The organism is Mesorhizobium sp. MC2-1-1, from assembly GCF_057597255.1.
In genome coordinates this window covers 3,477,590-3,498,278 of record NZ_CP195205.1, presented here as the reverse complement: position 1 = coordinate 3,498,278, position 20,689 = coordinate 3,477,590, and the positions used below count along the sequence as shown (strand labels likewise).

The 20,689-nt window shown below is 65.3% G+C and carries 20 protein-coding genes; 12 read left to right on the top strand and 8 right to left on the bottom strand.

Features of this window, described 5'->3' with window-relative positions; genetic code table 11:
* Positions 1-78 precede the first annotated feature (78 nt).
* Together ACR64R_RS17295 and ACR64R_RS17290 are read right to left on the bottom strand one after the other, a co-directional pair.
* A complete protein-coding gene (locus ACR64R_RS17295; protein WP_487357549.1) occupies positions 79-927 on the bottom strand; it encodes an ABC transporter permease in 849 nt (282 codons plus the stop codon).
* Positions 924-1,751: an ABC transporter ATP-binding protein gene (locus ACR64R_RS17290; RefSeq protein ID WP_487357548.1), complete on the bottom strand. Its 828-nt coding sequence runs from the start codon at positions 1,749-1,751 to the stop codon at positions 924-926. The genes ACR64R_RS17295 and ACR64R_RS17290 overlap by 4 nt, the downstream gene beginning before the upstream one ends.
* Positions 1,752-2,025: 274 nt before the next feature.
* Between ACR64R_RS17290 and ACR64R_RS17285 the strand changes: the two genes are divergently transcribed.
* Together ACR64R_RS17285 and ACR64R_RS17280 are read left to right on the top strand one after the other, a co-directional pair.
* A complete protein-coding gene (locus ACR64R_RS17285) occupies positions 2,026-2,973 on the top strand; it encodes a MurR/RpiR family transcriptional regulator (RefSeq protein ID WP_487357547.1) in 948 nt (315 codons plus the stop codon).
* A gap of 209 nt (positions 2,974-3,182) precedes the next feature.
* The gene (locus tag ACR64R_RS17280; protein ID WP_487357546.1) at positions 3,183-4,973 is read left to right on the top strand and encodes an NAD(P)-binding domain-containing protein; all 1,791 of its coding nucleotides are present in this window, start codon (positions 3,183-3,185) and stop codon (positions 4,971-4,973) included.
* Between the two features lie 28 nt (positions 4,974-5,001).
* Here ACR64R_RS17280 and ACR64R_RS17275 read toward each other — a convergent pair whose 3' ends face one another.
* Complete coding sequence (locus ACR64R_RS17275; RefSeq protein ID WP_487357545.1) at positions 5,002-6,228, bottom strand: amidohydrolase/deacetylase family metallohydrolase; 1,227 nt, start codon at positions 6,226-6,228, stop codon at positions 5,002-5,004.
* 25 nt (positions 6,229-6,253) lie between these two features.
* Positions 6,254-6,619, bottom strand: a complete 366-nt coding sequence (locus ACR64R_RS17270) for a RidA family protein (RefSeq protein WP_487357544.1) — start codon at positions 6,617-6,619, stop codon at positions 6,254-6,256.
* 187 nt (positions 6,620-6,806) lie between these two features.
* Between ACR64R_RS17270 and ACR64R_RS17265 the strand changes: the two genes are divergently transcribed.
* A complete protein-coding gene (locus tag ACR64R_RS17265; RefSeq protein WP_487357543.1) occupies positions 6,807-7,292 on the top strand; it encodes a hypothetical protein in 486 nt (161 codons plus the stop codon).
* A gap of 77 nt (positions 7,293-7,369) precedes the next feature.
* Here the strand turns inward: ACR64R_RS17265 and ACR64R_RS17260 are convergent, their stop codons facing one another.
* A complete protein-coding gene (locus ACR64R_RS17260; RefSeq protein WP_487357542.1) occupies positions 7,370-7,624 on the bottom strand; it encodes a hypothetical protein in 255 nt (84 codons plus the stop codon).
* A 241-nt stretch (positions 7,625-7,865) separates the two neighbouring features.
* Between ACR64R_RS17260 and ACR64R_RS17255 the strand changes: the two genes are divergently transcribed.
* Entirely contained in the window at positions 7,866-9,359 is a 1,494-nt protein-coding gene (locus tag ACR64R_RS17255) for a helicase HerA domain-containing protein (RefSeq protein WP_487357541.1), read from the top strand.
* Positions 9,360-9,448: 89 nt separating this feature from the next.
* Here ACR64R_RS17255 and ACR64R_RS17250 read toward each other — a convergent pair whose 3' ends face one another.
* Complete coding sequence (locus ACR64R_RS17250; protein ID WP_487357540.1) at positions 9,449-10,966, bottom strand: ATP-binding cassette domain-containing protein; 1,518 nt, start codon at positions 10,964-10,966, stop codon at positions 9,449-9,451.
* A 77-nt stretch (positions 10,967-11,043) separates the two neighbouring features.
* Positions 11,044-12,657, bottom strand: a complete 1,614-nt coding sequence (locus ACR64R_RS17245; protein WP_487357539.1) for an ATP-binding cassette domain-containing protein — start codon at positions 12,655-12,657, stop codon at positions 11,044-11,046.
* Positions 12,658-12,756: 99 nt separating this feature from the next.
* Here ACR64R_RS17245 and ACR64R_RS17240 point away from each other — a divergent pair, with 99 nt between their 5' ends.
* The 4 genes from ACR64R_RS17240 to ACR64R_RS17225 are packed head-to-tail and all read left to right on the top strand — an operon-like array spanning position 12,757 to position 16,110.
* A complete protein-coding gene (locus ACR64R_RS17240) occupies positions 12,757-14,328 on the top strand; it encodes a cytochrome ubiquinol oxidase subunit I (RefSeq protein WP_487357538.1) in 1,572 nt (523 codons plus the stop codon).
* A gap of 12 nt (positions 14,329-14,340) precedes the next feature.
* Positions 14,341-15,495 carry a cytochrome d ubiquinol oxidase subunit II gene (gene cydB / locus ACR64R_RS17235; RefSeq protein WP_487357537.1) on the top strand — a complete coding sequence of 385 codons (1,155 nt, stop codon included), beginning with the start codon at positions 14,341-14,343 and terminating at the stop codon, positions 15,493-15,495.
* A 20-nt stretch (positions 15,496-15,515) separates the two neighbouring features.
* Entirely contained in the window at positions 15,516-15,647 is a 132-nt protein-coding gene (gene cydX / locus ACR64R_RS17230) for a cytochrome bd-I oxidase subunit CydX (RefSeq protein WP_487357536.1), read from the top strand.
* A gap of 25 nt (positions 15,648-15,672) precedes the next feature.
* On the top strand, positions 15,673-16,110 hold the full coding sequence (locus ACR64R_RS17225) for a hemerythrin domain-containing protein (protein WP_487357535.1): 438 nt from the start codon (positions 15,673-15,675) through the stop codon (positions 16,108-16,110).
* Between the two features lie 15 nt (positions 16,111-16,125).
* Here the strand turns inward: ACR64R_RS17225 and ACR64R_RS17220 are convergent, their stop codons facing one another.
* Complete coding sequence (locus ACR64R_RS17220; protein WP_487357534.1) at positions 16,126-16,848, bottom strand: Crp/Fnr family transcriptional regulator; 723 nt, start codon at positions 16,846-16,848, stop codon at positions 16,126-16,128.
* A gap of 146 nt (positions 16,849-16,994) precedes the next feature.
* On the opposite strand from ACR64R_RS17220, the gene ACR64R_RS17215 reads away from it, so the two are divergent.
* The 4 genes from ACR64R_RS17215 to ACR64R_RS17200 all read left to right on the top strand — a co-directional run bounded on the left by ACR64R_RS17215 (position 16,995) and on the right by ACR64R_RS17200 (position 20,674).
* On the top strand, positions 16,995-17,597 hold the full coding sequence (locus tag ACR64R_RS17215) for an ANTAR domain-containing response regulator (RefSeq protein ID WP_487357533.1): 603 nt from the start codon (positions 16,995-16,997) through the stop codon (positions 17,595-17,597).
* A gap of 2 nt (positions 17,598-17,599) precedes the next feature.
* Entirely contained in the window at positions 17,600-18,826 is a 1,227-nt protein-coding gene (locus ACR64R_RS17210; protein WP_487362468.1) for a CmpA/NrtA family ABC transporter substrate-binding protein, read from the top strand.
* A gap of 320 nt (positions 18,827-19,146) precedes the next feature.
* On the top strand, positions 19,147-19,314 hold the full coding sequence (locus tag ACR64R_RS17205) for a hypothetical protein (protein WP_487357532.1): 168 nt from the start codon (positions 19,147-19,149) through the stop codon (positions 19,312-19,314).
* A 58-nt stretch (positions 19,315-19,372) separates the two neighbouring features.
* Positions 19,373-20,674, top strand: coding sequence for an MFS transporter (locus ACR64R_RS17200; RefSeq protein ID WP_487357531.1), 1,302 nt, complete (start codon positions 19,373-19,375; stop codon positions 20,672-20,674).
* Positions 20,675-20,689: the final 15 nt, after the last annotated feature.

Sequence of the window (20,689 nt, the reverse complement as noted above, 5' to 3'; positions counted from 1 at the left end):
CACTCCCCTTTTGTTGATTGCCCTTTTATTGATCGCTTGCCTTTTCGCCCGCCTCCGGGGCGTGATTTCGCTTGCCGGTCAGGTCTCCCAACTCGCCCATTTCTTGCCGATCAGGAAGAACAGCACGTAGATCAGGATGCCGAGCGTCGACAGGATGAGCACCACCGCGAAGAATTGCGGCATCTGGATCATCGACGAATAGGAGGTGAGCCGGTTGCCGAGACCGAAGCCGCCGCCGACCATCTCGGCGCCGACCGCGGTGAGCAGGCCGAAGATCGCGCCGATCATCAGCCCGACCAGGATCATCGGCAGCGCCATAGGCGCGCGGATCTTCCAGAAGATCTGCAACGTGCTGGCGCCATAGGAGCGTGCGAGCGCGATCTTGGCGCTGTCGACGCGGCGGAAGCCGGTCGCGGCGTTGATCATCACCATCGGGCCGGCTGCCAAGGCCACGGCGATGATGCGCGGCGTGTAGCCGAAGCCGAAGCGCAGGATGAGCAGCGGCACCAGCGCCAGCATCGGCGTTGTGACGAGGATGAGGATGTAAGGAGCGACGATCTTTTCGGCGAAGGGAAACTGGGTGATCACCGCCGCCATCACCAGGCCGATGATGGCGCCGATGGCGAAGCCGGAAACGAGCTCCACCAGCGTGTAGCCGAGATGCGGCGCGATCAGCGGGAACTCGTCGAACAAAGCATAGGCGATCGAGCTCGGCGGTGGCATGATATATTGCGGCACGTGGAAGATGCGCAGCGCGAGCTCGATGCCACCGACGATCACCACGGCGACGGCGAGGATCGCAGCCACTTCGGCTCCGGACTTGATGCTGGGCCCGCTGGCGAAGGCGGAAAGGTTGGTAAGGCTGACCTCCTGCCCATCCCCCGATTTGGCCTTCGAGAATTCCGGAATGGCGTCGCCTGCGCTCACGGCCTGATGCTCACGATTTCGGCCGATGGCCGCTCCGGTGCGATTGGCCGGACGCGCTCGCCGACAATGTCCATCTTGATACGATTGGTGAGGTCGAAGACCTCCTTCGTCGCCATGATTTCCAAGGAACGCGGCCGGGCAAACGGCACATCGTAGATCTTGGCGACGCGGCCGGGCCGCGAGGTAAGCACCACCACGCGATCGGAGAGGAAGATCGCTTCCTCGATGCTGTGGGTGATGAAGACGATGGTGGTCTTGGTGTCCAGCCAGATCTCCTCGACGAGGCGGTTCATCTCCTCGCGAGTGAAGCTGTCGAGCGCGCCGAACGGCTCGTCCATCAACAGCACGGACGGTTTCAGCGCCAGCGCCCGCACAATCGCCGCGCGCTGCTGCATGCCGCCGGAAAGCTCGCGCGGGAATTTGCCGCCGAAGCCATCCAGCCCGACGCGGTGCAGCAGGTGTGCGATCCAGGCGCGGTCGGGCTTCTCGCCCTTGATCTCAAAAGGGAAGTTGATGTTGGCGTCGAGGTTGCGCCATGGCAAGAGGTTCGCTTCCTGGAAGACGATGCCGATCTCGGGGCGCGGGCCGGTGATCGCCTTGCCGTCGAGCAGGATGGAGCCAGCGGTCAGGTGATGCAGGCCGGACATCGACCACAACAGCGTGGTCTTGCCGCAACCGGAGGGCCCGACTATCGAAACGATCTCGTTGGGCTGGACATCGAGGCTGCAGCGGTCCAGCGCAAGAAGATCGCCGGATGCCGTTTGATAAATCTTGGTCGCTGCCTGCACGCCGAGTTTGGGCGTTCTTGCGCTTGCCGTACTCATGCTCCCCCTCGGAGACTGCGCGATGAGTTGCCGAAGGCCCCATCTGTCCGCCAAATCAGTCTGTAACTATCCTACTTTCCTGTCAAGCGGCGACATCGGCCGGAAGCTGCGCCGATCAGCAGCTTGACGATTAAGTATCTGATTTAGTGACATTTTATGTCCTCTTGCGATGTGTGTTACTTTCCTACATACTCGCTCGGTTGATTGCCTGTGGCCAGTGGGCGGATAATTACGAAGATAATGGGTCCAGAAGCGGATTTGGGAGAACTGGCCAATGACGGAAGCTGACAGCCTGGCATTGCGAACGACGGACGACGACGGCGACCGGCATGACCATGTCAGGCGCATTCCCGACATCATCTCGCAGGTGAAGGACAGCTATGCGGAGCTGCGTCCGGCCGAGCGCCGCGTCGCGGACGTCGTGCTCGACGATGTCAAATATGCGGTCGATGCTTCCAATGCCGCGCTTGCCCAGCGGGCGGGGGTCAGCGAGCCGACGGTGACCCGGTTCTGCCGCGCCATCGGCTGCGACGGCGTGCGCGACTTCAAGCTGAAACTGGCCCAGAGCCTGGTCGTCGGCGCGCTCTATCTCAGCACCAAGCCCCAACCCGCGAACAGCGACAGCGGCATGCCGTTCTGGAACGCCGTATTCGGCGAAGCGCGGCGGGCGCTGCTGGAGGCGGAGCGGCAGATCGATCCGGGACAGTTGCAGAAGGCGGCGGAACTGATCGCCAAGGCACGGCAGGTGACGGTGTTCGGGCTCGGCGGTAGCTCGTCGGCGCTGGCGCAGGAGACGCAATACCGCCTGTTCCGCTATGGCATCACCATCAGCGCGCAATGCGATCCCTACCTTATGCGCATGACGGCCTCGACCTTGAAGCCCGGCGATCTGGTGATCGCGATCTCGGCCACCGGCCGCACGCGCGAGGTTATCGAAGCGGTGGAACTGGCCAAGCATTACCGCGCCAACGCGATCTGCGTGACGGCGCCGGATACCGAGTTGACGCGGGTCTGCGATGCGCGGCTGACGGTTGCGGTGCCCGAATATCCCGATACGCTCAAGCCGACCGCGTCGCGATACGCTTTCCTCGCGGCCATTGATCTTCTCGCGGTGGCGACCGCCTACAGGATTGATGGCCCGGCGCGCGAGACCGTGCGCCGGATCAAGTACAACGCCCAGATCCATCGGACAGGCAAGGAGATGGAGCCGCTAGGGGATTGAGGCGGTCGATATTCGGGTGAGGCCGGCCTGCAAATGGCGGGTTCCTGCGCTTCCGGTGCTCACGTACGTTAAGTACGCTCCGCTCCGGTTCTCGGTACCCACCATTTTCGACTCGGCCTGACCCGAATCTCGACCGCCTCAAGGCGAGTTTCGGCAAGGTCGCCGGTTGTGGCTATGTCGTTCGATTATATTCAGAGGGAAGGACAAAAATGCTGGATATCGCACCATCGCAACAGGCGGCAACCTGGCTCGGCTCCTTCGGCCATGCGCTCGAGGCCGGCGATATCGAGGCGGCGACGAACCTCTTTGCGGAGGATTGCTACTGGCGCGACCTTCTGACCTTCACATGGAACATCAAGACGATGGAGGGGCAGGCGGCCATCCGCGACATGCTGAAGGCGACGTTACCCTCGGCTCGGCCGTCCCATTGGCGCCTGTCCGGAGAGCCAAGCGTCGATGACGGAGTGATCGAGGCCTGGTTCAGCTTCGAGACGGCCGTCGCGCGCGGTGAGGGGATCCTGCGGCTCAAGGACGGCCGCTGCCGCACGCTGTTCACGGCGATGAGCGAGCTCAAGGGTTTTGAGGAGCGGAAAGGCCCGGCCCGGCCGCTCGGCATCCGCCACAAGGCCGACCCCAAGCGCGAGACCTGGGCGGAGGCCAGGACACGCGAGGCGCGTGATCTCGGCGTGCATGAGCAGCCCTACTGCCTGGTGATCGGCGGCGGCCAGGGCGGCATCATGCTGGGCGCCCGCCTGCGGCAGCTCGGCGTCCCGACCCTCATCATCGAGAAGAACGCGCGCGCCGGCGATTCCTGGCGCAACCGCTACCGCTCGCTCGTGCTGCACGATCCGGTCTGGTACGATCATCTGCCCTACATTCCGTTCCCCGAGAACTGGCCGGTCTTCACGCCCAAGGACAAGATGGGCGACTGGCTGGAAATGTATGCCCGCGTCATGGAGCTGAACTATTGGGTCGCCACCAAATGCATCAGCGCCGCCTATGACGAGGCCGAAAAGGTCTGGACCGTGGTGGTCGACCGCGTGGGCCAGCGCATCACGCTGAAGCCGAAGCACATCGTCTTCGCCACCGGCGCCTATGGGCCGCCGCGGCAGATCGAATTGCCGGGCGCGGACAGCTTCAAGGGCGAGCTCTTGCATTCCAGCCAGTATTCCACCGGCGAGAAGTTCCGCGGCAAGCGCGTCGCGGTGATCGGCGCGGCAAGCTCGGGCCACGATGTCAGCGTCGATCTGTGGGAAGCGGGCGCCAAGGTCACCATGGTCCAGCGCTCGCCGACGACCGTGGTGAAATCCGATACGCTGATGGATGTCGGTTTCGAGATTTTTTCGGAAAAGGCGCTGGCGCGCGGCATCACCACCGACAAGGCCGACATGATCGTTGCCTCCACGCCATTCGCCTTGGTGCCGAAGGGCCAGCGCGCGCTCTACGACGTGATCCGGGAGCGCGACGCGGATTTCTACAAACGCCTCACCGCCAGCGGCTTCGCCATCGACTTCGGCGAGGACGAGACCGGGCTGTTGATGAAAGCCTACCGCACCGGCTCCGGCTACTACATCGACGTCGGCGCCTGCGAGCTGATCCTTAACGGGGAGATCGCGGTGAAAAGCGGCATAGGCATCAAATCACTGACGCCGAACGGTATTCTGTTCGAGGACGACAGCGAGCTAGCCGTCGACGCGATCGTCTGCTGCACCGGCTACCAGTCGATGAACGAGACGGTGGCGGGGATCGTCTCGCGCGAGGTCGCCGACAAGGTCGGCCCGTGCTGGGGCCTTGGCTCCGGCGTGAAGGGCGATCCCGGACCCTGGCAAGGTGAGTTGCGCAACATGTGGAAGCCGACAGCGCAGGAGGCGTTGTGGTTCCATGGCGGCAACCTGGCGCTGTCGCGCTTCTATTCGAAGTTCGTGGCGCTGCAACTCAAGGCGCGCATGGAGGGGATTGCCACGCCTGTTTATGGCGAGCCGAGCAACGCACGGCGGTGAGGCTGCAATCTCCCCCTCGAGGGGGAGATCACCAGCGGCCGAAGTGCTTTGCGCTGACGTCGACATGGGTGTGGTGCGCGTGCGCAACGAAGCGTTCGGTCTCGTTATGGTCGGGCGCATCGTTCGGCCACCATTTGCCGCCGATGACGATGCCGCTGGAAACAAGCCGCTGGTCCGCAACCAATGACGCCCCCACGGCATCGACGAAGGTGAAACGGCCGGGCTTCAGCCTCAGCACCGCGACATCGCCGATGCCGCCGACCTTCAGGGAGCCCAGTTCCGGTCTTGCGATGGCCCGCGCCGGGTTCACTGTCGCCGCGCGCAGCACCTCGATCAGCGGCATGCCCAGCGCCATCAGCTTCGACATGCAGACGAGGATGTCGAAGGCGGGGCCGTCGACGCAGTAGAGGTGTACGTCGCTCGAGATGACGTCGGGCGCGAGACCTTCCGCAAGCATCGCTTTCGCGACCTCGAAGTCAAAAGAACCCATTCCGTGACCGATGTCGAAGATGACGCCGCGCTCGCGCGCCAGCCGCATATCCGGCCGCACCGCGCCCGAGGCGAAAACAGGCGCGTTGGGAAATGGCCGGAAGCAGTGGGTGAGGACGTCGCCGCGGCGCAGCCTGGGCAGCACTTCCGAGCGGCCGGGCGGCGGCTCGTCGATATGCGCCATCAACGGCAGGCCGACCTTGTCGGCGGCTTCGAGCGCGAGGTCGACCGGGGCGATGCCGCTCAAGCCTCCGGCATGCTTGCCGGAGCGGACCTTCACGCCGACGACGACATCGGCGTGCTCGCGCACCGCCGCCACCGTCTCACGTGGCTCGCAGAGCCTGAGGTCGCTGCATTCGCCGACGGATACGGTCTGGGCGAAGCCGAATATGCCGGCAAAGGAGATGTTGACGTAAGCGAGGATGCGAACCTTCGAGCGCTCGATGACATGGCGTCGGAAGCCGAGGAAATTGCCGGCGCCCGCGCTGCCGGCGTCGATGAAGGTGGTGGTGCCGCTCTTGGCCGCAAGCCTGTCGGCATCGACGCCGAGCGAGGTGCCGCCCCAGTAGACGTGACTGTGGAGGTCGACGAGGCCGGGCGTGACGATGCAGTCCCTGGCATCGACCACTTCACCCGCCGCCTCGGCATCGAGGGCGGCGTCGATCGCCGCGACGCGGCCACCGGCGATGGCAACGTCGCGATGCGCGTCCAGACCCGACGCGGGATCGACGACACGGCCGCCCTTGATCAGGATATCGAACTGCATCGCTGCCTCCTTTGCATAAGCGCGCTCAGACCGGCCGATAGGCGACGGCCTCGACCTCGATCTTGATGTCGATCATCAGCCGCGACTCGACGGTGGTGCGCGCCGGCGGGTCCTGCGGGAAATGCTTCGCATAGACGGTGTTGAAGGTGCCGAAATCGCGCGCGTCCTCGAGCCAGACTGTGGTCTTCACCACATCGTCCATCGCGCAGCCGGCGAGCGCCAGTGCCGCCTTGACGTTCTGCAGCACCTGTTCGGTCTGTTCGGCAATCCCGCCCTTCACCACAAGGCCGTCGCTGCCCACCGGCACCTGGCCCGAGACATAGACGAAATCGCCGGCGCGCACGGCGGGCGAGAGCGGAACATGCGATTTTCCAAAGCATTGCTTGGGCAAGTGAGCCTCCTTTTCACGGCTGATGGGAACAGGATCGCATAGCCGTCTACGCCTGTCGGCATGATCCTCGTAGAGGCAATGTCGGAAAGCAACATTTTTTCGAAATCCGTGTTGCTTTATTACAGAAGCCTGAGCATCTTGCGCCCGACGCCGCTTTCACCGGCTGGCGCGATGAGGGAGAACGAGCATGACCTTTGACAAAAATCCCTTTCCCGAGGGCGATGCCGATCGCCACGCGCTCTGGGAAATGCTGGTGCGGCGCGACATCGATGCCTTCCTCGGACAAGACTGGGCGATGGTCGAGGACGACTTCATCGCGGAAAGCTTCTTCGGCATGCATGCGCATTTCCTCAGCAACGCCGACGCCTGGCGGCTGCAGTTCCCGAGGCTCGAAGTCTACCGCGACGAATGGCTGCGGCAGGCCAAGGAAACCGCGGCGACGAAATTCGCCGAACCCTTGCGCGAGGCGCTCTTTCGCGTGACCAACATGCGCGACATCGATGTCGACGGCGACCGCGCTGTGCTGCACAAGAAGTTCGACGGTTCCGTCGCCAAGGCCGATGGCGGTGTCGACCGGCTCAAATGGCAGACGCTCTACTTCTGCCGCAAGGCGGGCGGGCGCTGGAAGATCGCCGGCTTCGTCGGCTATATGCCGCATCCCCTGGGAAGCTGAGGCCTATCGGACGGCGCCTGCGTCAAGAGATCGCCCTTGGGATACCCAAGGGCTCATCGGTTCTATCAAACGCTGCTCTAGGACAGACGCGACAACCGTTCATCGGGAGAGCGGTGGTCGAACACGACACCCATGGTCCTACCAACGGCGGCCATCACAATCAGCTCGACCAGATGGTCGTCGCTGTCCTCGCAGCACGGGTCGGCATCGCGTATGGCATCGAGCATGGCGCGTGTGGACACGGTGTCGCCGGCGCGAAATTTCGAAAGAGCAGCCGAAACAAGATCTTGTACCGTCGGGTCCGTGACGGGCACTTCCGCAGCGACGTTCATTGGCCTCCTCCTGCCATGAACCCTTCCCGAAGGCATGATACGCCGATGGCTGGATAGCGCCAGCGAAATGGTGGTCCGACCAGTGTGAATGGCGACAGCCTGCCGCCGTTCAGCTCGTAGGGATGAGCTGACGCTCGCCCATAGGTGTGGAACATTGCGGGCCCGGTCGATGGCCGTGCTCGACGCGCCGCGCTCTGGTTGGTAAGCCCGTCGCGCGCAGGGAGATGGTCCGAGTCGAGACATGACAGTTGCAATCGAGATGGGGCAGACCACGGCGGGAACGCCGGCGGCCCTCGACCTTGAGGAACTGCTGGCGACCCGCCTGCTGGTGCAGGGCAATTCGGGCTCCGGCAAGTCGCATCTGCTGCGCCGGCTGCTCGAACAGAGCGCGCCTTGGGTGCAACAGACCATCATCGACCCCGAGGGCGATTTCGTGTCGCTCGGCGAGCGCTACGGCCATCTGGTGATCGACGCCGAGGAGCATACCGAGCGCGGCCTGCAGGCGGCGGGCGAGCGAGCGCGCATCCACCGCGTCTCGACGGTGCTCAACCTCGAAGGACTCGACGCAGAGAACCAGATGCGGCGCGCCGCGGCATTCCTGGGCGGGCTGTTCGAAGTCGCGCGCGACCACTGGTACCCGATGCTGGTTGTGGTCGACGAGGCGCAGCTATTCGCGCCGGCCGCGGCCGGCGAGGTGTCCGACGAGGCGCGCAAGCTTTCGCTGGGCGCGATGACCAATCTGATGTGCCGCGGCCGCAAGCGCGGCCTTGCCGGCATCATCGCCACGCAGCGGCTGGCGAAGCTTGCCAAGAATGTCGCGGCGGAAGCTTCCAATTTCCTGATGGGCCGCACCTTCCTCGACATCGACATGGCGCGCGCCGCCGACCTGCTTGGCATGGAGCGGCGACAGGCGGAAGCATTCCGTGACCTGGAGCGCGGGCATTTCATGGCGCTTGGGCCTGCCTTGTCGCGCCGTCCGCTCAGCCTGCGCATCGGCCAGACCGAGACCAGCCCCCGCAACGGCACACCGCGGCTGATGCCGCTGCCGGAAGCAATGCTGGAGGATGCGCGATCGATCATCCTCGCAGCGCCGCCGCCGGAGACCACCAGGCCGCAACGCCGGCCTTCGCCTGATCTGCTGGAGCAACTGATGGCCGCAAAGGCCGCGCCACTGGATATCCGGCCGGAGCCGGCGGACCCGCAGCCGAGCGCCGAGGACCTGGCCGAGCGGCGCGAGCGCATGGACCGCATCCTGCGCGCCATCCTGGCCGAGCCGGATGCCGGCTTCCGCGTCATCGGCGTGCTTTATCAGGAGTTCGTGGTTCGCTGTCGTATCGAAGGGCTGGCCTCGGTGGTGCCCGACCTTTCGGAATTTCGCCGCATGCTGACAAGGGCGCGGGCCGGAGTCGGCTCCGACATGGCTGAGGACGATGCGTGGCGGGACGTGTCCGTGCGGGCCTCGCTGTTGCCCGAGGACATGCAAGGCGTGTTCATGATGATCGCCCGCGCCGCCAAGGAGGGCTTGCCCTGTCCCAGCGACGCGGCGATCGCGCGGGCCTATGGCTCGCACTCGCTGCGCCGCGCGCGGCGGCTGCTCGATTACATCGAGGAACAGGGCTTGATCGTCTGCCAGGTGGACGGCACCGGCCGGCGCACGGTGACGCTGGTCGAACTCGCCTGGGCGACGGCGCCGGGCGACCCCCACGCTGGAGAGCAGGGCAGCTCAGCGGCATGACAGCCGGCTGGGGCGCCAAACTGGGGGCTGATGGCTTCACGGCCAGGCGGTTTGGGCACGGTTCGACCGGTCTCTGACCGGGATCGCATTCACGGCTGCAATTCGATCACATGGGTGTCGCGCAGCGGCGTTGCGCGATGGCTGGAAACGACGACGATCCGATCGCTGAAGCGGGCCAGCAGTCGCCCGAGGATGCGCTCACCCTGGGCGTCGTCGAGATGCTCGGTCGGTTCGTCGAGCAGTACAAGCGGTTGGGATGACAACCAGGCGCGCGCGAGGTTGATGCGCTGCACCTCGCCGAGCGAGAACCGGTCCTGCCTGACCCAGGCATCGAGCCCGCCCGCTTCGCGGATGCGGCCGTCCATCTCGACGGCTTCCAGCGCCCGCCAGAGCGCCGCGTCCGGGGCATCGCCGGCGAAAAAATTGGCGCGGACGGTGTCCTCGAGGACGACCGCGTCGTGCAGCACGAGGGCCACGAGTGCGCGCCGCTCGCTTGCCGGCAGGATGCGATCGCCGGCGGCGAAGGCGTCGTCACCGATCCAACCGGCGATCTGCTTTAGCAGGCTCGTCTTGCCCGAACCGCTTGCGCCGACGAGCACCGTCGGCTGGCCCCGCGCGAGGAGCAGGGAGATGGGCGTTCCAATCGCCCGGCCATCTGGCGCGCGGCGCTGCAGGGCGCCGTGACGCAGGAGGCCGGGTCGGATGTCATCCGGCACGGATTCGGGCCTCTCTGCCGCGGTGCCGGTCGTCCATTCACCGATCTCGGCGCGGGCCGCGTTGCGGCGAAGCAGGGCAACCAGCATGCGCGACGCGCCATTCATGGCCTCGCCCAGCGCCAGCCAGGAGAAGGCGAGCAGCATGGGCGCGAGAAGCTCGGCGCCTTGTCTGCCGGCGTACCAGGCGGCCGCCATCACGCTGACACCAGCAACCGGACCGAAGGACGCGCCGACGATGTCCAGTGTGGCCTGCATCCGGCGAAGCGCAAGCAGCGCGCCGTCGGCGCGGGAGAACGCGGCAAGGGCCTCGGTGCATTCACGGTTCCAAGCGCCCTCCGCCTTCAAGGGTATGGCTGACGCCATGGCCGCGCCAAGCCGACTCGCGCCCCCGCGACGCAGCGACCTGGTCTGCTCCCATGCCATGGCGCCAGCTCTGGCCACCCTGTCCCCCGCGAACAGGATGGCAAGCAGGAATAGCGTGATCGGCAGGAGGGATAGAGGCGCCAGCACGACGGAGCCTGCGATCAAGATCGCGAGGCCGCAGGCCAGAGTCAGGGCCGGCAGCCCGACCCGCAGCCTGGCGAAGTCGAGGTCCTCGACGTCGTCCAGATAGTCGGCAAGACGCGCGTCGTCGCCGAGTTGCCACCCGGCCCGGCGCACCGCCGGCGCCGCCGCCATGGCGGCGAAGAGTCCGACGCGACGCGATACCTGATCGGCGAGCGCCGCCTTATGGCCGGTCAGGCGCTCGCCATAGCGGGCGGCGGTGCGGCCGACCGCGAACAGCCTGATGAAAGCCGCGGGGATGTGGAAGTTGAAAGTGAAGGCGGCGGCGGATAGGCCGGCGATCGCCACCGATCCGAGGAGCCAGGCGGAAACGCCGCCCAGCAACATGGCGCAGGCCATTGCGGTGAAGGCAAAGCCCGTCGCCAGCCGCCAAGACTTCCGGCTCGATGGTTGATACGCAGTGCTCATGCCGCGACCTCTACGGTATCGTCGTGCGTGAGATCGATCGTGACATCGGCGGCGGCGGCAAGGTCCCGGTCATGCGTCGCCACGACGACCAGCCGCGCCGCGGAAATCTCCAGAAGCATGCGCCGCACACTCTCGGCTGTCCGGCGATCAAGCTTGGCCGTCGGCTCGTCGGCGAGCACGGTTCGTCCGGAAAGTTGGGCACGGGCAACGGCGATGCGAAGCCGCTGACCTCCCGAAAGGTTGGCGCCGCCCTTGTCCAGCCTGGCATCGAGACCGCCTGGCAGCAGGGCGTCGTCGAGCAGCCCGATCGCGCGGGCGACATTTTCCAGCCGGCCCTGATTCGGCGCGCCGGCGTTCCACGAAATGGCCTCCGACAGCGTTCCTTCGGGTACATAGGCGTCCGTCGAAACCCAGGCGATCTCCCTGGCCGCCGGCGAAGGGGTTCCCGGCGTTGGTACCGCACCCGGCTCTTGCCCGGCGAGGCGGCGCAGAAGGGTCGATTTGCCCGATCCGCTCGGACCGACGATGGCGACGAGGCCATGCGCCGGCAATGTCAGTCGCAGCCGGTCAAGCGCCGGCAAGGTTCTTGGCGCGATCGGCTCGGCGCCGAGCAAGCGGTCCAGGGCAGCCGCCGCCGCCAGCCCTTCCGCCTTGGCGTGGTACTGTTCCGAGAAGCGTCGGAACGGTGCGAAATATTCCGGCGCGATCATCAGGATGAACAGGCTTTGCCAGAGCTCGAGATTGGAGAAGCCCGGGATCATTGCAAGCTTCAGGTGGCCAAGGCCGAGGAAGATGGCGAGGACCGCAATCGAGAGCGAAGCGAAGAAATCGATGATTCCTGCATTCGCGAAGGCGATGCGCAAAAGGCCGATCGTCTTGCCGGCGTAGCCCTCGAGGCGCTGGCCGAGTTTTGCTTCCTCGGTTGCCGTCGCGTGGTTGGCGAGAATCGTGGGCAGCGTGCGGACACGATCAGCGAACTGACCCGCCAGCCGGCCGAAGGCGCGCTCCTGGGCGTCGGCGCGCCGGCGAATGGCATTGCCCACCAGCGCGAAGAACAGGATCATCACCGGCGTCAGGCAGATGACCAGCAGCGCTGCCTGCCAGGAGACGAAGCAAAGCGCAACGGCCGCTAGCAACGGGCCGGCGGCCATCATCGCCGTGGCGGCGCGATGGCCAACCAAAAGCGCGGCGATCGACTCCGGGTGGCGCTGCATGGAGACGATCAAGGCGCCAGTCGAGAGAGATTGCAGCTGGCGAGCCGGCATCTCGCTCAGTCGCTCACCCGCGAGCGCCCGCAGCCGCGTCGACACGGCGTGCTCCGCGGAAGCCTGCATCCTTTCGGCGGCGAATCCTGCAAGGCAGGCGGCCGAGAGCAGCGTGATCATGCCTGCGATGAGCCAGGGATCGACCGTCTCACCCATCACGACACGGCCAGCTGTCATCGCGGCCGTCGCGGCGAAGCCGAGCCTGAACGCCGTGCGGACCGCCTGCAAGGCGAGAAGACGGCGCAAACCAGGCCTTGCCACCCGCTCGGCGGCGGAGAGGGCATCGAACGCGGGCGGCGCTGAAGCGAGCTCAGGAGACGGGGCGGGAACGGCGGCTATCGTCATGCACTCCTTCTGTCACGCGCCAGGACGAAACGAATTGATTCATGTCAAGTCAAGTATATCCTCCGCGCGGTATGAGGCGTAGCCAGAAAGGATATTTCCGTGTCCGACTTTCTCCTCGTAGACCTTTCCCGGCTGCAGTTCGCCCTGACGGCCCTCTACCACTTCCTGTTCGTCCCGCTCACGCTCGGCCTTTCCGTCCTCATCGCCATGATGGAAACGGTCTATGTGATGACCCGCCGCGTCATTTGGCGTGACATGACGAAGTTCTGGGGCACGCTGTTCGGCATCAACTTCGTCCTCGGCGTCGCCACCGGCATCACTATGGAATTCCAGTTCGGCATGAACTGGGCCTATTACTCGCACTATGTCGGCGATGTGTTCGGGGCGCCTCTCGCCATCGAGGGCCTGATGGCCTTCTTCCTTGAAGCCACTTTCGTCGGACTGTTCTTCTTCGGCTGGGACCGGCTCTCGCCGCGCGCGCACATGATCGTCACCTGGCTGGTGGCGCTTGGGACGAACTTTTCCGCGCTCTGGATCCTGATCGCCAATGGCTGGATGCAGAATCCGGTCGGTTCCGCCTTCAACCCTGATACGATGCGCATGGAGGTCACCGACTTCATGGCGGTGATCTTCAACCCGGTCGCCCAAGCGAAATTCGTCCACACCGTTTCGGCCGGCTATGTCTGCGCCGCCACTTTCGTGCTTGGCGTCTCGTCCTGGTATCTGCTGCGTGGGCGCCACGTGCAGCTCGCCAAGCGCTCCTTCGTGATCGCCTCCGCCTTTGGCTTTGCGTCGGCGCTGTCCGTCATCGTGCTTGGCGATGAAAGCGGCTACGCGTTGACCGACAACCAGAAAATGAAGCTCGCGGCCATCGAAGCCATGTGGGAGACCGAGCCGGCGCCGGCATCCTTCACGGCGTTCGGCATCCCCAGCCAAAGCGATCGCGAGACGCATTTCGCCATCCGCATCCCATGGGTGATGGGCATCATCGGCACCCGTTCGATCGACAAGCAGATCCCCGGCATCGACGAGCTCGTCGCGCACGCGGAAACCCGCATCCGCAGCGGCATCACGGCCTATGACGCACTGGAGAAAATCAAGACGGACCGCAACGACACCGCCGCCCGCACGGCCTTCGACGCCAGCTCCAAGGATCTCGGCTACGCGTTGCTGCTCAAGCGCTACCTGCCCGATCCGAGGCAGGCGAGCGAGCAGCAGATCAAGGACGCGGCCTGGTCGACGGTGCCCTACGTGCCGCTGCTGTTCTTCAGTTTTCGGCTGATGGTGGCCTGCGGTTTCGTGCTCGCCGCGCTGTTCGCGCTGTCGTTGTGGCGCACGAGCCGTGAGACCGAAGCGCCGCGTTGGCTGCTCCGCGCCGCGCTGCTCGCCATGCCGCTGCCATGGATCGCCGTCGAAGTGGGTTGGTTCGTGGCAGAGTTCGGTCGGCAGCCCTGGATCATCGACGGCGTGCTGCCTACCTTCCTTGCCACCTCGGAACTCGGCGTGACCGACCTGCTGCTCACCATCGCCGGCTTCACGCTCGTCTACGGCGTGCTCGCCGTCATCGAGGTCAGGCTGATGCTGGCCGCCATCCGCAAGGGACCGGAGGTCGCGAGCATCATCGATGACCTGCGTCCGAACGCGGATCCCGCATTGCAACCCGCGGAGTGAAGGATCACGGCGATGATCGAATTTCTCTTCAATTACGAAACGCTGCGCGTGATCTGGTGGGTCCTGCTGGGCGTGCTGCTGATCGGTTTTGCCGCCACCGACGGTTTCGACATGGGCGTCGGCGCGCTTTTGCCCTTCGTCGGCAAGACCGATGCCGAACGGCGGGTCGCGATCAACACCGTCGGTCCGGTGTGGGAGGGAAACCAGGTGTGGTTCATCCTCGGCGGCGGCGCCATCTTCGCGGCGTGGCCGGCGCTCTACGCGGTGAGCTTCTCCGGCTTCTACCTCGCCATGTTCCTGGTGCTCTTGGCGCTCATCATGCGGCCCGTCGGTTTCAAGTACCGCTCCAAGCGGCCGGACCCGGCCTGGCGCGCGCGCTGGGACTGGGCATTGTTCGTCGGCGGCGCGGTGCCTGCGCTGATCTTCGGAGTCGCCGTCGGCAACGCGCTCCAGGGCGTTCCGTTCCACTTCACGCCGGACCTGCGCCCGGTCTACGAAGGCAGCCTTTTCGGATTGCTCAATCCGCTCGCGCTATATTGCGGGCTGGTTTCGCTCGCCATGCTGGTGACCCATGGCGCGGCCTGGCTCACCTTCAAGGCGGAAGGCCCGGTCGCCGACCGCGCCCGTGCTATCGGGATCAGGTCCGCGATCATCACGTCGGTGCTCTTCGCCGGCGGGGGGTTGCTTGTCTGGCTCGGCCTGCTCGGGGGCTACCGCGTGACATCGCCGATCGTCTGGGACGGGCCGTCCAATCCGCTGCTCAAGACGGTGGCGGCGGACGGCGGCGCCTGGCTGGCCAACTTCCATGCCCACCCGCTGCTCTGGATCGTGCCCGCGCTCGGCGTCGCCGCGCCATTGCTTGCCGCCGGCGGTTTCCGGGCGCGGCTCGAAGGATGGACCTTCATCGCCTCGAAGCTCGGCGTTGCGATGATCATCGCGACGGTGGGGCTCGCAATGTTCCCCATCCTGTTACCGTCGAGCAGCAACCCCGGCCACTCGCTCGCGGTCTTCGACGCCTCGTCGAGCCGCGCCACGCTGCGCAACATGCTGATCGCCACGGTGATCTTCATGCCGCTGGTCCTTGCCTATACCGCCTGGGTCTACAGCGTGCTGTGGGGCAAGGTCGGCGAGAAGAGCATCGAAAAAGCGGGCTCGTCGGCCTATTGATCCAACCGGAGTTTATGATCATGTGGTATTTTTCATGGATCCTCGGCCTTGGACTGGCCGCCTCCGTCGGCATCCTCAACGCGCTCTGGTACGAACTGCGAACCGTCCGCGAAGAAGCGGCAGAGGAGCCTGTCGCGTTGCCCACCCCTTGAGCCTGTGCGTGACGGAGCAGCCATCATGACGGGCACCGAGCCGTTGCGCAGCCCGGCAGACATGCGGCGGGCGCATATGCAGAAGCTTGCGCTCTGCCACATGCTGGAGGGCATCGCCGACGATCTGCCGTCGCGCGTCGACCGGCTCCAGTGCCTCGCCGTGGCGGCCGACCTGTTGCCGCTGCTGCGCGAGTGTCATCGCTTCGAGGAAGAGGTCGTCTTCCCCGCCTTTGCCAGGCGAAGCGGCGAGGAAGACACCCTCGCGCGGCTGAAGCTCGAACACCTGGAGGACGAGAGCGCCGCGGTGGACCTGAGCGACGCTCTGCTGGCCTACGGCCACGGGCGGCCGATCGAAAATCCCGAGGCGTTCGGCTATATGCTGCGCGCCTTCTTCGAATCCATGCGCCGCCACATCGCCTTTGAGCGTGACCACGTGCTGCCGAAGGTTCTCGGCAATCAGTAAAGGGGCGCGGGGAGATCAGTCCCCGGCCCGCGCGGCCAGGCGCCCGATATCGTCGACGATGACGTGGCGGTTGTTTTCGATGCGGATGACGTCCTCACCCCGCAGGCGGGTGATCTGCCGACTCACCGTCTCGACGGTGAGACCCAGGAAATCCGCGATCTCGGCGCGCGACAGCGGAAGATCGAAAGCCGCGCCGCGCCGTTCCGGGCCGGCGGCGGGATCGATGTTGCGCGCGATCATCAGAAGGAAGCTGGCGATCTTCTCCGAGGCCGTCTTGCGGCCGAGCGCCACCATCCAGTCGCGCGCCTGGTCGAGCTCGCGCAGCTTCTGTTCGAGCAGGCGATGCTCGAGATCCGGCTGCTCCCTTATCAAGCGCTCCAGCGCCTGGCGCGGGAACGAGCACAATTCGACGTCGGTCGCCGCCTCGGCGCTCAGCGTGCTCTCGCTCTGGAATGGCCTGCCGAGGAAATCGGGAGCGAATTGCAGGCCGACGATCTGCTGGCGGCCGTCGGAAAGCGTCTTGGTCAGCTTCACGACGCCCGAAATCACGTTCGAAAAACGCTCGACGCTCCTGGAATCGCCGACCAGTTCCTTGCCGGCCTCGGCCTTGTGCCGTTTCGTCGATTTGGAAAGATCGACGAGCTGCCCGGCGTTGAGCGCGCCGCATATACCCCGATGCCGCGCCTCGCATGAAACGCAGAGTACCGGAACCCCCGCTGTGTGAATATCTTGGCGCACGATGGAACACCTATAATGTTCCCTTCGCCCGCCAGCAACGCACGGTTGGGCGTGATAGCGTCGCAGTCCGCACCTTGACGGCGGCTGAGATCCGCTCACGTCGACTACCGCATTGCACAAATCCGGCCCACCTGCACAATAGGCGCATGTCCGCCGGTTCGTTGGCCATCCTTGTTATCGACGAGAACCGCATCCGTGCCTCGATCATCGAGGCCGGATTGCGGGACGCCGGGCATCGCCATGTCACGGTGATCCATGACGTGGCCGGCATCGCCCGGCGCATCGCGGAGATCGAGCCGGACGTCATCGTCATCGACCTCGAAAACCCGAACCGCGACATGCTGGAGAACATGTTCCAGCTCTCGCGCGCCGTGAAACGGCCGATCGCGATGTTCGTCGATCGCTCCGACCAGGCCTCGATCGAGGCGGCCGTCGATGCCGGCGTGTCCGCCTATGTGGTCGACGGGCTGAAGAAGGAACGCATCAAGCCGATCCTCGACATGGCGATCAGCCGCTTCAACGCCTTCTCGCGCATGGCGCGCGAATTGGAGGAGGCGCGCAGCGAACTCGAGAACCGCAAGGTCATCGACCGGGCCAAGGGCATCTTGATGAAGTCGCGCGGCTTGAGCGAGGAGGCGGCCTACGCGCTGCTGCGCAAAACCGCCATGAACCAGAACCGCAAGATCGCCGACATCGCCCAGAGCCTGGTGACCGCGGCGGGATTGCTTGGGCCGCTGGAGGGCGAATGAGCATGAGCGCCGCGCATCAGATCACCGCCGGCTTCATGCCGCTCTTCGACAGCGTCGTTCTGGTTGCGGCCGGCGAGATGGGCTTTGCCGCCCGCGAGGGCATCGAACTCAAGCTGCATCGCGAGACCTCCTGGGCCAACATCCGCGACCGCATCGCCATCGGCCATTTCGATGTCGCGCACATGCTGGGACCGATGCCGCTCGCCTGCAGCCTCGGCCTGACGCCGCTTGCTTCCGAGACCATCGTGCCGTTCTCGCTCGGCCTCGGCGGCAATTGCGTCACCGTCTCAAACGCCGTTTGGGAAGGCATGGCGGCGCATGGAGCGGCGCCCGATCTCGATCCGTCGCGCGCGGGGGCAGCGCTCGGCGCGCTGATCCGCGAGCGGGCGGCGGCCGGCCGCGAGCCTTTGCGCTTCGCCGTCGTGCATCCGCATTCCGGGCATAATTACGAGCTGCGCTACTGGCTCGCCGCCTGTGGCGTCGATCCCGACCGGGACTTCGAGATCGTCATCGTCCCGCCGCCCTTCATGGCCGACGCGCTGGCCGCCGGCCGCATCGACGGCTATTGCGTCGGCGAGCCTTGGAACAGCGCCGCCGTGGCGGCCGGTACTGGCCGCATCGTCACCGTCAAGGCGCTGCTGTGGCGCAACAGTCCGGAAAAGGTGATCGGCGCGCGCAGGGTCTGGGCTGAGGAGAACCCCGATGCGCTGGCGGCGCTGCTGAGGGCGCTGCATCACTCCGCCCGCTGGTGCCAGGATCCGGCCAACCGAAGCGAGCTGGCGGCGCTGATGGCCAAGCCTGCCTTCCTTGGGCAGCCGGAGGCGATCCAAATGCCGGCGCTCACCGGACGTCTTCAGCTCGGCGGAGGCGTAGAGCGGAGCGTCGAGGATTTCTTCCTGCCCTTCGACAAGGCGGCCAACTTTCCCTGGAAGAGCCATGCACTGTGGTTCTACACGCAGATGGTGCGCTGGGGACAATTGCAGCACACGCCGCAGAACCTGGCCATTGCCCGCGACTGCTATCGGCCCGATCTCTACCGCTCGGCTCTGAGACCGCTCGGCGTGGCCTTGCCCGGCGCCAATGCCAAGGTCGAAGGGGCCCTGAAGACGGCGACGCCGGTCGGCTCGGCGGGGGCAAGCCTCGTGCTCGGACCGGACGGATTTTTCGACGGCCAGATCTTCGATCCGGACCGGATCGACGCCTACATCGCCAGGCAGAAACGCGCCTGATCATTTGCGCGTCAATCTTGTGCATTGCACAAAATTTGTGCGGCTGGTCTATGCCATTGATCAATGTTTGACCGTGTCGCCTCTTCCCTCAGTCAACAGTCAAAACGCCCACCGCATTGAATTTCCATGAAATTCAGCTTCAGCGCAAAACTGGCACGCTTCGTGCTTCGAATTAGCCAAGCCCCTCGCGGGCAATAGAACCGGCGTCCAAAGGCGGGCGCCCCAGGCAAAGCTGCCGCTCAGGTCACCACGCGATCCCGGATGTACGGACGCGAGAGGGCCTGGACGGCAGCTTTTTTCGTTTTGGACCGGAGACGACGATGACGAAGAGGATCGGACCTTCGCTCAAGCATTTCACCCGCAGCGATTTCCTGGCGAGCAGCGCGCTGACGGCGGTGCTGTTCATTGCTGCGCTTCTTTTGTTTCCCGCCAGCCACGAAACCGAAGGCAAGGGTCCGCATGTGACCGCGCAAACCCCGTCGCGCTGACCGATGCCTTGATGAACACAACACGCGGTGTCTCCCACACCGCAAACCGGAGCCGACCATGACTGCAAACACTCCAACCGCGCCCAGCCAGGACGGTGCTTCCCGGCAAGCGCTCGTCATGTCCACCATCGCTTTCACCGTTTGCTTCGCGGTGTGGACGATCTTTTCCATCATCGGCGTGCGCATCAAGCAGGACTTTGGGCTCAACGAGACCGAATTCGGCCTGTTGGTCGGTACGCCGATCCTCACCGGATCACTCATGCGCATGGTGCTCGGCGTCTGGACCGATCGCTATGGCGGCCGCCTGGTTTACACCATGACCATGCTTGCCGCCGCGGTCGCGACCTTCCTGCTCGCCTTCGCGCATACCTATGAGCAGATGCTGCTGGCCGCGCTCGGCGTCGGGCTCGCGGGCGGCTCCTTCGCCGTCGGCGTCGCCTATGTCTCGCGCTTCTTCCCGGCCGGCAGGCAAGGCACCGCGCTCGGAATATTCGGCGTCGGCAATGTCGGCGCCGCGGTCACCAAGTTCCTCGCGCCGTTCGTGCTCTTGTCCTGGGGCTGGCAGTCGGTGGCGCTGATCTGGGCCGCGGCGCTGGTCGTCATGGCCGCCGTGTTCTGGTTCACGACCGGCGACGATCCGGTCATTCGCGAGCGCCGCGCCGGCAAGGCCGCGCCGGCGAGGAGCTTCTGGCAGGAATTCGCGCCGCTGAAGAACCTGCAGGTCTGGCGTTTCGCCTTCTACTATTTCTTCTGCTTCGGCGCGTTCGTGGCGCTGTCGCTGTGGCTGCCACGCTACCTGATCGGCGTCTACGGCTTCGGCATCGCCACCGCCGGCATGATCGGCGCCGCCTATTCGATCCCCGCCAGCATTTTCCGCGCCTATGGCGGTGTGCTGTCCGACCGCATCGGCGCACGCACCGTGCTCTACTGGACCTTCAGCGTCTGTGCCGTCGCGACGCTCGTTCTGTCTCTCCCCTCGGCAGACTATATCGTGCGCGGCATCAGCGGGCCGATCCCCTTCCACTTCGAGATCGGCCCGCTCGCCTTCATCGCCGTCGCCTCAGTGCTCGGCTTCTTCATGAGCCTCGGCAAGGCCGCCGTCTACAAGCACATCCCGGCCTATTATCCGCAGAGCGTCGGCGCGGTCGGCGGCGTGGTCGGCATGATCGGCGGCCTCGGCGGTTTCATCCTGCCGATCGCCTTCGGCGCGCTGAACGACCTCACCGGCGTCTGGTCGAGCTGCTTCATGCTGCTCTTCGTGATTGTCAGCTCCTGCCTCATCTGGATGCACTTCACTATCCGCTGGATGCAGCGCGCCGCCGCCGTCGACAACGCCTCCCTTTCCTACGCCGCCGAATGAATCGGAGCAGACCGG